This is a genomic window from Novosphingobium beihaiense (genome assembly GCF_022832375.1).
GTDB classification, from domain to species: domain Bacteria; phylum Pseudomonadota; class Alphaproteobacteria; order Sphingomonadales; family Sphingomonadaceae; genus Novosphingobium; species Novosphingobium beihaiensis.
Genome location: NZ_JALHLG010000071.1, coordinates 1 through 13,446, shown reverse-complemented (window position 1 = coordinate 13,446; position 13,446 = coordinate 1). Strand labels below are relative to the sequence as shown.

Annotated in this window: 11 protein-coding genes and 1 pseudogene; 8 read left to right on the top strand and 4 right to left on the bottom strand. The window is 63.5% G+C overall.

Annotated features, from left to right (window positions below; all coding sequences use genetic code 11):
* Window positions 1-87: pseudogene (locus MTR66_RS20600) on the bottom strand (electron transfer flavoprotein subunit beta/FixA family protein); the annotation flags it as partial.
* Between the two features lie 175 nt (window positions 88-262).
* Between MTR66_RS20600 and MTR66_RS20595 the strand changes: the two are divergent.
* Window positions 263-1,141, top strand: coding sequence for a DUF6265 family protein (locus MTR66_RS20595; RefSeq protein WP_243924498.1), 879 nt, complete (start codon window positions 263-265; stop codon window positions 1,139-1,141).
* Window positions 1,142-1,426: 285 nt separating this feature from the next.
* Here the strand turns inward: MTR66_RS20595 and sucC are convergent, their stop codons facing one another.
* Entirely contained in the window at window positions 1,427-2,626 is a 1,200-nt protein-coding gene (gene sucC / locus MTR66_RS20590) for an ADP-forming succinate--CoA ligase subunit beta (protein WP_243924490.1), read from the bottom strand.
* A gap of 156 nt (window positions 2,627-2,782) precedes the next feature.
* Here sucC and MTR66_RS20585 point away from each other — a divergent pair, with 156 nt between their 5' ends.
* Window positions 2,783-3,577 carry a 3'(2'),5'-bisphosphate nucleotidase CysQ gene (locus tag MTR66_RS20585; RefSeq protein WP_243924488.1) on the top strand — a complete coding sequence of 265 codons (795 nt, stop codon included), beginning with the start codon at window positions 2,783-2,785 and terminating at the stop codon, window positions 3,575-3,577.
* A gap of 69 nt (window positions 3,578-3,646) precedes the next feature.
* On the opposite strand, the gene MTR66_RS20580 is transcribed toward MTR66_RS20585, so the two are convergent.
* Window positions 3,647-4,321, bottom strand: a complete 675-nt coding sequence (locus MTR66_RS20580) for an OmpA family protein (RefSeq protein ID WP_243924486.1) — start codon at window positions 4,319-4,321, stop codon at window positions 3,647-3,649.
* A gap of 192 nt (window positions 4,322-4,513) precedes the next feature.
* Here MTR66_RS20580 and MTR66_RS20575 point away from each other — a divergent pair, with 192 nt between their 5' ends.
* From MTR66_RS20575 to MTR66_RS20560, 4 genes are all read left to right on the top strand, one after another.
* Window positions 4,514-5,848: a hemolysin family protein gene (locus MTR66_RS20575; protein WP_243924484.1), complete on the top strand. Its 1,335-nt coding sequence runs from the start codon at window positions 4,514-4,516 to the stop codon at window positions 5,846-5,848.
* Window positions 5,849-6,143: 295 nt separating this feature from the next.
* On the top strand, window positions 6,144-8,927 hold the full coding sequence (locus MTR66_RS20570; protein WP_243924482.1) for a TonB-dependent receptor: 2,784 nt from the start codon (window positions 6,144-6,146) through the stop codon (window positions 8,925-8,927).
* Window positions 8,927-10,018, top strand: coding sequence for a phytase (locus tag MTR66_RS20565; RefSeq protein WP_407673098.1), 1,092 nt, complete (start codon window positions 8,927-8,929; stop codon window positions 10,016-10,018). The genes MTR66_RS20570 and MTR66_RS20565 overlap by 1 nt, the downstream gene beginning before the upstream one ends.
* Window positions 10,019-10,097: 79 nt before the next feature.
* Entirely contained in the window at window positions 10,098-10,745 is a 648-nt protein-coding gene (locus tag MTR66_RS20560; protein ID WP_407673097.1) for a lytic transglycosylase domain-containing protein, read from the top strand.
* A gap of 39 nt (window positions 10,746-10,784) precedes the next feature.
* Here MTR66_RS20560 and MTR66_RS20555 read toward each other — a convergent pair whose 3' ends face one another.
* Window positions 10,785-11,666 (bottom strand): UTP--glucose-1-phosphate uridylyltransferase, encoded by an 882-nt coding sequence (locus MTR66_RS20555; protein WP_243924480.1) that lies wholly within the window; start codon window positions 11,664-11,666, stop codon window positions 10,785-10,787.
* Window positions 11,667-11,811: 145 nt separating this feature from the next.
* Between MTR66_RS20555 and murA the strand changes: the two genes are divergently transcribed.
* On the top strand, window positions 11,812-13,095 hold the full coding sequence (gene murA, locus MTR66_RS20550) for a UDP-N-acetylglucosamine 1-carboxyvinyltransferase (RefSeq protein ID WP_243924478.1): 1,284 nt from the start codon (window positions 11,812-11,814) through the stop codon (window positions 13,093-13,095).
* Between the two features lie 67 nt (window positions 13,096-13,162).
* Window positions 13,163-13,387: a hypothetical protein gene (locus tag MTR66_RS20545; RefSeq protein ID WP_243924472.1), complete on the top strand. Its 225-nt coding sequence runs from the start codon at window positions 13,163-13,165 to the stop codon at window positions 13,385-13,387.
* Window positions 13,388-13,446 lie beyond the last annotated feature (59 nt).

Genomic DNA, 13,446 nt, shown 5'->3' with positions numbered 1-13,446 from the left:
GGCAAGGTCAACGCCCGTGCCATCCGCCTTCACCCGCGGCTTCACATTGTAGTCGATCACCCGCTTTACGGGGACGAGGATTTTCATTGCGATCAGTCCTCTCACTGGCGGCGCGGCGCAATTTAACCGCGCAATTAAATCGATCGCAGCCGCTATCGCGTTCAGCGAAGCCGCCGTCAACCCCCGCTTTTACGACATCGCCGGGGCCATGCTAGAGTGATCTTGCCGTAAGAGAGAATCCATCGCTGACAGGAGATTTATCGTGGGCAAGTGGTTACCATTGCTGCTTTGTCTTAGCAGCCTGCCCGCACAGGGTGCTCTGGCCCAGGAGACGCGGACCGCGTCCGAAGGCCATAGTCCGCCGCGTGCCACGGTCAGTCAATTGCGCTGGCTGGCGGGCCAGTGGGAAGGGCCCGGTATCAATGGCGCTCCGGCCCGGGAAAGCTGGTTTGCGCCGGTTGGCGGGATCATGACCGGGATGTTCGTGCAGGAGGATGGCAAGGGCGCCGTCCGCTTCACCGAATTCGTCCAGATCGCGGAAAAGGACGGCTCGCTGGTCCTGCGGGTGAAGCATTTCAATCCCGATCTCACCGGCTGGGAGGAGAAGGGCACGACCGAGGATTTCCCACTCGTCGCGATGGCGGATGGGGCAGCCTATTTCGATGGGCTGACCATTCGCCGCGATGGGAGGGATGGAATGCTCAGTGCGGTGCGGATGGAGCGCAAGGATGGTTCTGTGGAAGAACTGGAATTTCGCTATCACCGGCCCGGCACGGCCGCGGAAGCGGGCCGTTGCCCCGATGCGATGACGACTCTGGATATCAATGCCTGTCTTGGCGGTGTGCTGGGCCGGGCCGATGTGCGGCGCAAGGCCTATCTCGAAAAGGCGCTGGCGCGAGAGGCGGACCGTCCGGAGCTGCAGGCGATGATCCGTACCGCTGACAAGGCATTCGACGCCTACCGCACGGCGCACTGCGATGCGGTCTATGAAGACTGGAAAGAGGGGACGATCCGGGGCGCGATGTCGCTGTCATGCCAGATCGCCATGACGGACGCGCGCACGCATCGGATCTGGCAGGACTGGCTGACGTATATGGACAGCACGCCGCCGGTATTGCCGGAGCCCGGGCCCACTCCCTAGTCACTCGGAACTGAAGTTCATTGCCTGTTCGTCGCCCCCGCGAAGGCGGGGGCCACGCTCCCTTTTCTTACGTCATGCTGCGAAAAGCGGGATCCCCGCCTTCGCGGGGATGACGAAAAATAGGGGGCGGAACTGCCAGGGCTGAACGGCATGCCTGCTTTTGCGGGTTTCCGGTGCGCAGGTACGGAAAGTATGCTGCGCGCCGGGACACGCAAATCACCATTTTCAGCGCGCCATCTTTTGATTGCCCGGGCTCGCCTGAAGAGCGAGCCCGGGCAATCCGGATCAGGCGACCTTCTGCACTTCGGCGACGATCTTCTGGGCGGCATCGCCCAGGTCGTTGGCCGGAACGATGGCAAGGCCGGAATTCGCGAGGATTTCCTTGCCCTGCGCCACGTTGGTGCCTTCGAGGCGGACCACCAGCGGAACCGAGAGGTTCACGTCCTTGGCCGCGGCAACGATGCCCTCGGCGATGACGTCGCACTTCATGATGCCGCCGAAGATGTTGACGAGAATGCCCTTCACGGCGGGGTCGGCCAGAATGATCTTGAACGCCGCGGTGACCTTCTCCTTGTTGGCGCCGCCGCCGACGTCGAGGAAGTTGGCGGGGAACATGCCGTTCAGCTTGATGATGTCCATCGTCGCCATGGCAAGGCCGGCGCCGTTCACCATGCAGCCGATGTCGCCATCGAGCTTGATGTAGGCGAGGTCGTACTTGCTGGCTTCGATTTCGGCCGGGTCTTCCTCGGTCTCGTCGCGCAGGGCGAAGATGTCGGGGTGACGGGCCAGCGCGTTCGAATCGAAGCTCATCTTAGTGTCGAGCACGAGCAGTTCGCCGCTCTTGCTCTCAACCAGCGGGTTGATCTCAAGCATGTCGCAATCCATCGCGACGAAGGCTTCGTAGAGCTGTGCGGCCAGCTTCTGGGCCTGCTTGTTGAGATCGCCGGTCAGCTTGAGGGCGAAGGCCACGGCGCGGCCGTGGTGGGGCTTGAAGCCTTCGGCCGGATCGATGGTGATCGTGGTGATCTTCTCGGGCGTGCTGTGGGCGACTTCCTCGATGTCCATGCCGCCTTCGGTCGAGACGACCATGGCGAGGCGGCCGCTGGCGCGGTCAACCAGCATCGAGAGGTAGTATTCCTTGTCGATGTCGACGCCGTCGGTCACGTAGAGGCGGTTGACCTGCTTGCCTGCTTCGCCGGTCTGCACGGTGACGAGGGTGTTGCCGAGCATTTCCTTGGCGAATTCCTCGACCTCTTCGATCGACTTGGCGAGGCGCACGCCGCCCTTGGCGTCGGGGCCGAGTTCCTTGAACTTGCCCTTGCCGCGCCCGCCGGCGTGGATCTGGGCCTTCACGACATAGAGCGGCCCGGGAAGCTGCTTGGCGGCCGCGACGGCTTCTTCGACGGTGAGCGCGGGGATGCCGGCGGGGATGCCGACGCCATATTTAGCAAGCAGTTCCTTGGCCTGATATTCGTGAATGTTCATTGCTGAATCGCTTTCTGCTGGAGTTTCCTCGGGGAAGGCGCGGGTGCCGAATTTTGCAGCGCCGCATAAGCACATCCCTGCACGCTTGAAAAGTCCCGTTCCCTGCGCAATTTCATGCGGCAGGCCCGGCAGCTAACCGAAAGAAGAAGATCGCCCATGATCGATCGCGCGAAACTCGAAGCCATTGTCCGCGAAGCGGGACGGATCGCGCTGGCGGGCTGGCCAGGGGACGGGCACGCACTCGACCATTGGGAGAAGTCGCCGGGTAATCCGGTGTGTGCAGTCGATCTGGAAGTGGATTCCTTTCTGAAGAAGGAGTTGCATGCGCTGCTGCCTGCCGCCGGGTGGCTGTCCGAAGAGACGGTGGATGCCCCCGCGCGGCTGAATGATGCCATGGTCTGGCTGGTCGATCCGGTGGACGGCACCCGCGATTTCATTCGCGGGCGGACCGGCTGGGCGGTGTCCGTGGCGCTGGTCAACACGCGCCGCCCGCTGTTCGGCTATCTCTTCGCGCCCGCGCGGCGGCGCGGGGAAGGGGGCGAGTTCTGGTCTGCCGAGGCGGGCAAGGGCGCCTGGCGCAATGGAGAGCGGCTGACGGCAAGCTGCCGCGAATCGCTGCCAGGGTCGCGCGTGCCCGCTCACAAGCTGGCGCCCGAGGATGCGGACCTGCAACTGGTCGAGCAGCCCAATTCGATCGCGCTGCGCATGGCGATGGTCGCGGCGGACGAGGCGGACCTGCTGGCGACGCTGCGCTGGGGTTTCGAATGGGACATTGCCGCGGCGGGCCTGATCGCGCGCGAGGCGGGGGCGGCGGTGACCGATGCCTTCGGCCGCCCGCTTAATTACAACAAGCACGATCCGCGCGCGTTCGGCGTGCTGTGCTCCTCGAACGGCATTCACGCGCAGGCGGTGGAGCGGCTGGCGGAGCGGGCCGAGCGATTTTCCGCGTAAAGGCACGAAAAAAGGGACCGGCGCACTCGGTTGCCGGTCCCTTTCCATAAATCCCGCAGGAGCGGAACTTTAACGCGCGGCGTTGGCCTCGTCGGTCGTTACCGGTGTGATCTTGATTTCGACGCGGCGGTTGAGCGCGCGGCCGTCCGGCGTGTCGTTGCTGGCCACCGGATAGTCCTCGCCCATGCCCTGGGTCTGGATGCGCGCGGAGGAAACGCCGCGGCTGATCAGGTAGCGGCCGACCGAATCGGCGCGGCGCTTCGACAGATCCATGTTGTAGGCGGCCGATCCGGTCGAATCGGTGTGACCGTAAACGTCGATCAGGCTGTTCGGATACTGGTTCATCGACTGCGCGACCTTGTCGAGCGTCGTCTGGAACGAGGGGCTGATCGCGGTCGAATCGACGGCGAAAGTCACGTCGGGCAGGTTGACGAGAATGCCGTCGCCTTCCTGCGTGACATCGACGCCCGAACCGGCGGTCTGTTCCTTCAGTTCCTTGATCTGCTTGTCCATCTGGTAGCCGACGACGCCGCCAGCCACGCCGCCGATGCCCGCGCCGACGATGCGGGCGGTCTTGCCGCCGATGACGCTGCCCAGCAGATAGCCGAGCCCGGCGCCGCCGACGCCGCCGATCGCGGTGCGCGAAACCTTGCGCTCGCCGGTGTTCGGGTCGGTCACGCAGGCAGACACCGCAACGAGCGACAGGGCCGCTGCCGCCGATGTGATCAGGCGCGATTTCAACATGATGTGTCCCTTCCTCTGTACATCCCTTGTGGGGCTTTCTGTGTGGTAGTGCACATGAATGGCAAATGGATGATGTTGTCACAACACGTTAGGCAAGCCGGTGTTCCCGTTTGTGCCGTTCCGGACGGGCGAAGGGGCAAGTTGCAAGTGGCTCTTCGCGAACGCATCATTCTCTGCTAGCGCTGCGGTATTGTGACGCCCTTTCCCTGGACCGACCTCCTCATCATCGCCGGACTGATCCTGCTCAACGGCTTGTTCTCCATGTCGGAGCTGGCCATTGTCTCGGCCCGTCCCGCACGCCTCAAGGTTTCGGCCGAGAAAGGCTCCGGCGCCGCGAAGACGGCGCTGGATCTCGCCGCCGATCCCGGCAAGTTCCTGTCTACCGTGCAGATCGGCATCACGCTGATCGGCATCGTCGCGGGTGCCTATTCGGGCGCCAGTCTCGGTGAGCCGGTGGGCGAGCGGCTGGCCGGGCTGGGCGTGCCGGAAAGCGTGGCGGGGGAGGCGGGCTTTACGCTGGTCATCATCGCCACGACTTATGCGAGCCTGGTGGTGGGCGAACTCGTGCCCAAGCAGCTTGCACTGCGCCTGGCCGAGCCGGTGGCGCTGGCGATGGCGCGGCCGATGTTCTGGCTGGCGCGCATCATGGCGCCGTTCGTGTGGCTGCTCGACAAGTCGTCGGGCGTGATCCTGCGCCTGTTCGCGATTCGCGGCGGCGGGCAGGAGCGGCTGACGGCCGAGGAACTGCAGATGATCTTCGCCGAGGCGACCCGCACGGGCGTGATCGAGGAAGAGGAACGGGCGATGATGGCGGGCGTCATGCGCCTGGCCGACCGCCCCGTGCGCGAACTGATGACACCGCGCAACCAGATCGACTGGATCGATGTCGATGCGGACGAATCGGGCTTGCGCGCCAAGATCGAAGGCTCTCCCCATTCGCTGCTGCCGGTGGCCGGTGAGGATTCGCCCGACAATGTGGTGGGCATTCTCAAGGTGCGGGAAGTTCTGGCGGCGCTTGTCAGGGGCAAGCCCGTGGATGTCCGCGCCATGATGAAGAAGGCGGAAGTCATTCCCGACCAGCTCGATGCCATGGACGCCCTGCGCAAGCTGCAGACGGCCGAAGTGGCGATGGCCATGGTGCATGATGAATACGGCCATCTGGAAGGGATCGTCACGCCTTCTGACGTGCTTGAGGCGCTGGCGGGCACCTTCGTCAGCCATCAGGACGAAGGTGACGAGCCGATGGTGACCGAGCGCGAGGACGGTTCGCTGCTGGTTTCCGGCGCCATGCCCGCCGATGCGCTGGCGGACCGGCTGGAGATGACCCTGCCCGAAGACCGTGAATTCGCGACCGTGGCGGGCTATGTGCTGGCGGTGCTCAAGAAAGTGCCCAAGGAGAGCGAGTTCTTTGCCGAACAGGGCTGGCGCTTCGAGGTCGTCGATATGGACGGGCTGCGAATCGACAAGGTTCTTGTCCATCGCCTCAATGAGGAAGAGGACGGCGACGGCGTGAGCGGGGACGGATAAGGGCAAGCCTTTCCCCTTTCGCGTGACGTATGTGCCTAGGCTCAGGGCTCATTGATAGATTCAACAGATGACGGTAGCAGCGATGCACATACCTTCATGTCCGCGATCTGTATCTCTCTTCCCCAAAATTCCTGCATGGAAATGGCGCTGCGTTGCTGCGTTGCTGCGTGACCGTGGCCGATATGCCGCACTTGCGAAGTGTCATCGAACTGTCTTGGCAGTGGCACAAGAGTGTCATTAAGGATGCCTAGGGCCCGCCGCCAAGCACAATCTTCGCAACAGGGGTCCCCATTTCATGAAAACCTCCCTCCGCCTCGCCGCGGGGCTGCTTGCCTCGGCGTCTTTCGCAACCATTGCTCATGCGGGCGATCTCTCCGGTAACGTTTCAGACGCCACCGGCACGCGGGCTCTGCAGTCGGCGACTGTAAAAATTGTCGAACTGGACCGCGCGACCCGGACGGACCGCGATGGCAGCTACATCTTCGCCGATATTCCGGCGGGCGAATACACCGTAGAAGTCAGCTATGTCGGCGCCATTGTCGAAACGAAAAAGATCTCGATTCCTGAAACCGGCCGCGTGCAAGGCAACTTCGCGCTGGCGGGCATCGGCGGCGGTGATATTCTGGTGGTCGGTCAGGCCGCGAACCAGGCCAGCGCGCTTTCGCGCAAGCGCGCCGCTGATGGCGTGGAAGACGTGCTGACCCGCGATGCGGTGGGCGAATTCCCCGATCAGAACGTGGCCGAATCGCTGCGCCGCCTGCCGGGCGTCAATATCCTGAACGACCAGGGCGAAGGCCGTTTCGTTTCGGTGCGCGGCCTTGCCCCGAACCTCAATTCCACTTCGCTTAACGGCGTGCGCGTTCCGGCGCCGGAATCGGATGTGCGCGAAGTGGCGCTCGACGTCGTCAGCTCCGACACGATCGAATCGATCGAAGTGAAGAAGTCGCTGACGCCCGACATGGACGCCGATGCCATCGGCGCATCGATCGAGATCAAGACCACCAGCGCTTTCGACCGCAAGAAGGATTTCTACTCGGTCCGCGCCGAGGGCAGCTACAACGACTATAACGGCCAGGTGACGCCGAAGGGCAGCTTCGATTTTTCGAAGCGTCTGGGCGACAACTTCGGCGTCGCGGGCTCGGTCAGCTACTACAAGCGCAAGTTCGAGACCGACAACGTCGAAGCCGATCCCTGGAAGCTTGATGATAACGATGTGCCGTTCAGCGATACCATCGAATATCGCGACTATGACGTGACGCGCACCCGCATCAACGCCGGTCTTTCCTTCGACTGGCGCGCAAGCGACACCACCAAGGTCTATCTGCGCGGCAACTGGTCGCAGTTCGACGACCACGAGTACCGCCGCCGCACCACGTTCGATTTCGGCAAGTTCGACGAAGTCAGTGACGCGAGCGGGGACACTGTCAGCTTCGACGATGCGGATGACCGCATCAAGGTTGAACGCGATCTCAAGGATCGCTTCGAGCGCCAGCGTATCCGCACTGTCGTTCTGGGTGGCGACACCGATACTGGCACCTGGACGTTCAAGTGGCTCGCCAGCTACGCCAAGTCGAGCGAGGAAGAGCACGGTTCGATCGATCCGGTGCGCTTCTCTCACAAGTTCGAGGACGAAGGCGTCGTCATCGACTGGGATTATTCGGACCGGCGCGTGCCGACCTATTCCGTCAGCAGCGGTGCCGATCTGTTCAACAGCCCGGATACTTACACGCTCGACAAGGTCGAAATCACCACGCTGTCGGACAGCCGGGACCGTGAATACGCACTCAAGGCCGACCTGGGCCGCACGTTCGCGACGGATAGCGGGGACTTCACCATCCAGGCCGGTGCGAAGCAGCGCTGGCGCAAGAAGTCGTACAACAAGACCCAGACCGATTATGGCGATAACGACGATCTGACCATGGCCGACTATCTGGGCGAGCAGACCTATCGTCTGCATGGCATCAGCCTCGGCCCGGTGCTGGACAAGCAGGCCGGCGTCAATTTCATGGCAGACCATGGCGGCGAGCTTGAACTCGATGAAGACGGCACGCTCATCGACTCGATCAGCGACGATTACTCGGCAAAGGAAGACATCACGGCCGCCTACGCCCTGGCGCGCTGGGATTCGGATGCACTGCGCGTGATCGGCGGCGTGCGTATGGAGCGCACGCATAACGAACTGAACGGCAACCTTTACAACGAGGATTCGCTGGAAATCACGCCGCGGCGCTTTACCCGAAGCTATACCGACTGGCTGCCCAGCCTGACGGTCCGTCTGGCGCCGGAGAACAACATCGTCATGCGTGCCGCGGCCTACAAGAGCCTGATGCGCCCGAACCTGAAGCACCTGGCGCCGATCTTCTCGAACAACGAGGATAACGAGGCCGAATTCGGCAACCCCGAACTCAAGCCCTACAAGGCCTGGAACTTCGATTTCGGTGTCGAGTGGTACTTCAGCGGCAACGGCGCATTGACTTTCGGCGCTTTCTACAAGTCGGTGAACGACTTCATCGTCAAGCGCTACTTTGCCGGTGATGCGGCCTATTCGGACATCACGGGCGTGACGTACAACACGCTGGAAACCCATGAGAATGGCGACAAGGCCGATATCGCGGGTTTCGAAGTCGGTTACAGTCAGGCCTATACCATGCTGCCCGAGCCGTTCGACGGGCTGCTGACCCAGGTGAACTACACGTACACCTACACCAAGGGCACGGTATATGATGAGGATGACATGCCTTACCGCGTCGCCCTGCCGGACAATTCGCGCCACACCTTCAATGTCGTGCTGGGCTACGACAAGGGGCCGCTCGATCTGCGTTTGGCCGGTTCCTACCGCAGCAAGTATCTGGATGAACTGGGCGATAACCAGGAATCGGACCGCTGGGTGGATAACCACTTCCAGCTCGATTTCTCGGGCAAGCTCAAGGTCATGCCCGGCGTGAAGCTCACCGTGGATGTGATCAACATCAACAACGCTAAGTACTATGCCTATCAGAACTTCGGCGGTGCCCAGCGCCTGCTGCAGTTCGAGAAGTACGGCCCGACTTACAAGTTCGGTGTGAAGGCCAGCTTCTGATGCGCATGATGGATATCCGTTTGTTCCGGCCGGGAGCATTGCTCCCGGCCGTTCTGCTGGCCGGTTGCGTGACTGCATCCAAACCGCCCAAGCCCTATCTGCCTGCCACCGAAGTCCCGGCGCTGGCCGAGACCGATCCGGTTGGCACGGGCAACGCCGATGCGGCGGACGATCCGGCGATCTGGCGCAACGCTGCCGATCCGGCGGCCAGCCTGATCGTTGCCACCGACAAGAAGGCCGGGCTCTATGTCTATGGGCTGGACGGCAAGGTGCGCGATTTCGTGCCTGCAGGCGCGCTCAACAACACCGATCTGCGCACGGTGCGCATGGCCGATGGCTCCTCGCGCATTCTGGTCGGCGCCAGTGACCGCACCGACAAGGCGGAACCGCGCATTGCCTTGTTCAGCCTGGATGGCGCCCGGGCGAAGCTGACCGGACTGGGATCGGATTCGTTCCTGCCCGCCGGGCACGCCCCCGCCGAGGCCTATGGCTTCTGCATGGGCGCACCGCTGGCTGCCGGGGAACTGGCGCGGGCCTATGTCGTGCTGAAGGACGGCACGGTGATGGAAAGCCGTCTGGTCGAGCGGGACGGTGCGATCGTCCCCGAGTATCTGCGCAAAGTGAAATTCGCCACCCAGTCCGAAGGCTGCGTGGTCGATGACGCCACCCATACGCTCTACGTGGCCGAAGAGGACGTTGCCATCTGGCGCGTGGCGCTGAAGGCACCGGTGCTGGCCGGGGAAGCCGTGGCGCATGTGGGCGAAGCCGATGGCCTGGTCGATGATATCGAAGGGCTGGCCATTGCGCGCGACGCCGGTGGCCGCGGCTGGCTCATCGCATCGAGCCAGGGTGACAATGCCTATGCGCTGTTCGATCTCGGCACCGGCAAGTTCGCCGGGCGCTTCCGCATCAATGGCGGCGCGATCGACGGGACCAGCGACACGGACGGCATCGAGGCCGTGATCGGCGATTTCGGGCCGCAGTTTCCGGAGGGGCTGTTCGTGGCGCAGGATGGCGACAACGCTCCGCAGGCGCAGAACTTCAAGCTGCTGTCCTGGCGCGAGATCCGCGAGGCTCTCGGCCTGCGGTAAGCGGTGTGCGGGCGCGAGCGGCTTGAGCACCGGGCCGTCTTTGCGGTAAGGCGGCCACGATGGTTGAGGACCGGGCACAGTGAACAGGCGATCTGCAATCGGCATGGCCATGGCGGCGGCGGTGTTTGCCGCACCGGCGCCGGTCATGGCCGATGTCATGCAGGTCGGTGCTTCGGGAGCCGAGTGGATCGCGGGAGGCCCCGCGCCGACCGGCGCGCTGCCTGATGCAGCGCAGGGGAATGAGGCCGGGCTCACGGGGGCTGCCGTCCAGGACGTGCCGCTTGCCGTGGATGCCGCGCTTCATCCGCAGTCCATGACGGTGGCGCAGGACGCGGCGGGGCCCGCCCGCTGGCGGGCCCGCGTGGCGCAACTCGCCGCGAAATACGATATCAGCCCGGCCTTGCTCGAAGCCGTCGTATGGCAGGAAAGCCGCTGGAACGAGCGGGCCATTTCTCCGGCGGGCGCACGCGGCCTGGCGCAGCTCATGCCGGGCACGGCGGCCCAGATGGGCGTCAATCCCGGCGATCCCATGGCCAATCTGGAAGGCGGAGCCCGCTATCTGCGGATGCAGCTCGATGCGTTCGGCGGCGATGTCGAGAAAGCGCTGGCGGCGTACAATGCCGGTCCGCTGCGGGTGGAGAAGGCCGGAGGCGTTCCGAACATCCGCGAAACGAAAGCCTATGTCGCCGCGATCATGGGGCGGTTGACCGATACGGTCCGGCCGTAGGACACAGAAGGGCGGGTGTTCCCGCCCTTCCGCCTGTTATCAGCCGAGCATCTTCTTCGCCATTTCGCGCACCTCCCCGCCCATGTCGTCGCGGTCGAGTGCAATGGCGAGAGTGGCTTCGACGAAACCGACTTTCGATCCGCAATCGAAACGGCGGCCATTGAACGTGACGGCATGGAACGGCTGCTGGCCGATCAGCTTGGCCATCGAATCGGTAAGCTGGATTTCGCCGCCCGCGCCTTTGCCCTGGCTGGCGAGCAGATCCATGATCTCCGGCTGCAGGATGTAGCGGCCCGAAACGATCTTGTTCGAGGGGGCTTCGGCGGCTTTGGGCTTCTCGACCAGTCCCTTGACCTCGGTGAGACTGCCTTTGCTCTCGCCGGGGGCGATCACGCCGTAGCTGGAAACTTCCTCCATCGGCACTTCGAGCACCGAGACGAAGTTTCCGCCGACTTCGTTATAAGCCTCGATCATCTGCGCCATGCAGCCGGGGGAGCCGTACATCAGTTCGTCCGGCAGGAAGATCGCGAAAGGCTCGTTGCCGACGACGGCGCGTGCGCACCATACGGCATGGCCCAGTCCCAGCGGCACCTGCTGGCGCACGGTGACCAGATTGCCGGGTTCAATGCGCGTCGGGTCGAGCACGTCGAGCGATTTTCCGCGCCCAGTCATCGTCGCTTCCAGTTCGTAGGCCGTGTCGAAGTGTTCGACGATCGCGGTCTTGCCGCGCCCGGTCACGAACACGAACTCCTCGATCCCCGCTTCGCGCGCTTCGTCCACCGCATACTGGATCAGCGGCCGGTCGACGACGGGGAGCAGCTCCTTGGGGATGGCCTTGGTGGCGGGCAGGAAGCGGGTGCCCAGGCCCGCCACCGGGAATACGGCTTTGCGGACGGGCTTGCGGAAGTTCGGTTCACTCATGGGGATTTGCGTTACCTCCAGTTTGGCGCGTTGACGAGTTTAGGCTGCTTACACGGAAGCGTGCAACCGGCACAGGGTCCTTAACAGAGCCTGTCATGTCCGGTTCCCCCGTTGCCGTGTCTGCGTTTCCCGCTAAATGGCAGGAATGGACAAGATCATTATCGAAGGCGGGAAACGCCTGTCAGGCACTATCCCCGTTTCCGGCGCAAAAAATGCAGCCCTCACCCTGTTGCCTTGCGCCTTGCTGACGGACGAGCCGCTGACCCTGCGCAATTTGCCGCGTCTCGCCGATATCGACGGGTTCCAGCACCTGATGAATCAGTTCGGTATATCGACCATGATTGCCGGATCGCGGCCGGAGGATTTCGGCCGTGTCATGACGCTGCAGGCGACTCGCATCACCAGTTCGGTGGCGCCTTACGATCTGGTCCGCAAGATGCGTGCCTCGATTCTGGTGCTGGGCCCGATGCTGGCCCGGATGGGCGAAGCGACGGTGTCGCTGCCGGGCGGCTGCGCGATTGGCAACCGCCCGATCGATCTGCACCTCAAGGCGCTCGAAGCGCTCGGTGCGACGATCGAACTGGCTGCCGGTTATGTGAAGGCAGTCGCGCCTGACGGCGGCTTGCCGGGCGGGCGCTATTCCTTCCCCGTCGTTTCCGTCGGGGCGACCGAGAATGCGCTGATGGCGGCGGTTACGGCGCGTGGCACGTCGGTTCTCCACAATGCCGCGCGCGAGCCGGAGATCGTCGACTTGTGCAACCTGCTGGTGGCGATGGGGGCTGAGATCGAAGGGATCGGCACTTCCGAAGTCACTATCCATGGCGTGCCGCGTCTGCACGGGGCCACGTACATGGTCATGCCCGACCGTATCGAGGCGGGCTCTTACGCCTGCGCGGCGGCGATCACCGGCGGGGAAGTGACTCTGAAGGGCGCGAAGATCGAAGATATGGAAGCAACGGTGCAGGCGCTGCGCGACGCCGGCGTCCATGTCGAGGCGGTTCCCGGCGGGCTTCATGTCGCAGCCGATGGCAAGCTTCGCCCGGTGACGATCTCGACTGCACCCTATCCCGGTTTTGCCACAGACATGCAGGCCCAGCTCATGGCGCTGCTGTGCCTGGCCGGGGGATCGAGCGTCCTGACCGAGACGATTTTCGAAAACCGCTACATGCACGTGCCCGAACTCAATCGCATGGGCGCACATATCGAGACCAAGGGCCGCACCGCCATCGTCCATGGCGTGGAGCAGCTTCACGGCGCGGAAGTCATGGCCACCGATTTGCGGGCTTCGATGAGCCTGGTGATCGCGGGCCTGGCGGCCGAAGGGCAGACCCAGGTCCACCGCCTCTACCACCTCGATCGCGGCTACGAGCGGCTGGAGGAAAAGCTGGCGCTGGCCGGGGCGCAGATCGAGCGGGTCGGCGGGGACTGAGGAACCCGCCCCGCCTGCCGTGCGTTTTCCTCCATAAACCATCAAGGAATATTGGAGGAGCCAGGATATGGGCCTGATCAAGATGGCCGCTGCCGGGATCGCCGGTTACACTCTCTACAAGTACGCGACGCGTGACCGGGACAGCCGGCCCGCGCCTGCGGGAAACGAGCACTTCACCGAAGTGCGCGATGCCGGGCCGGAAAACATGAAGGACAAGCCCGCCCGCTGGTCGCAGACCGACGAGGCTATAGACGAGAGCTTTCCGGCAAGCGATCCGCCCGGCACTTATTGACGCCGCAGCCTGAGCCTAGAGTTTTTCCGCTTGAGATTGAATCGGGGGGATTCCCTCTG

What these genes read in the sequence shown, in the direction of transcription:
- MTR66_RS20555 (WP_243924480.1), bottom strand. Translation starts at nt 11,666, where the DNA reads ATGAGTGAACCGAACTTCCGCAAGCCCGTCCGCAAAGCCGTATTCCCG.
- MTR66_RS20580 (WP_243924486.1), bottom strand. Translation starts at nt 4,321, where the DNA reads ATGTTGAAATCGCGCCTGATCACATCGGCGGCAGCGGCCCTGTCGCTC.
- MTR66_RS20565 (WP_407673098.1), top strand. Translation starts at nt 8,927, where the DNA reads ATGCGCATGATGGATATCCGTTTGTTCCGGCCGGGAGCATTGCTCCCG.
- MTR66_RS20545 (WP_243924472.1), top strand. Translation starts at nt 13,163, where the DNA reads ATGGGCCTGATCAAGATGGCCGCTGCCGGGATCGCCGGTTACACTCTC.
- MTR66_RS20570 (WP_243924482.1), top strand. Translation starts at nt 6,144, where the DNA reads ATGAAAACCTCCCTCCGCCTCGCCGCGGGGCTGCTTGCCTCGGCGTCT.
- murA (WP_243924478.1), top strand. Translation starts at nt 11,812, where the DNA reads ATGGACAAGATCATTATCGAAGGCGGGAAACGCCTGTCAGGCACTATC.
- sucC (WP_243924490.1), bottom strand. Translation starts at nt 2,626, where the DNA reads ATGAACATTCACGAATATCAGGCCAAGGAACTGCTTGCTAAATATGGC.
- MTR66_RS20585 (WP_243924488.1), top strand. Translation starts at nt 2,783, where the DNA reads ATGATCGATCGCGCGAAACTCGAAGCCATTGTCCGCGAAGCGGGACGG.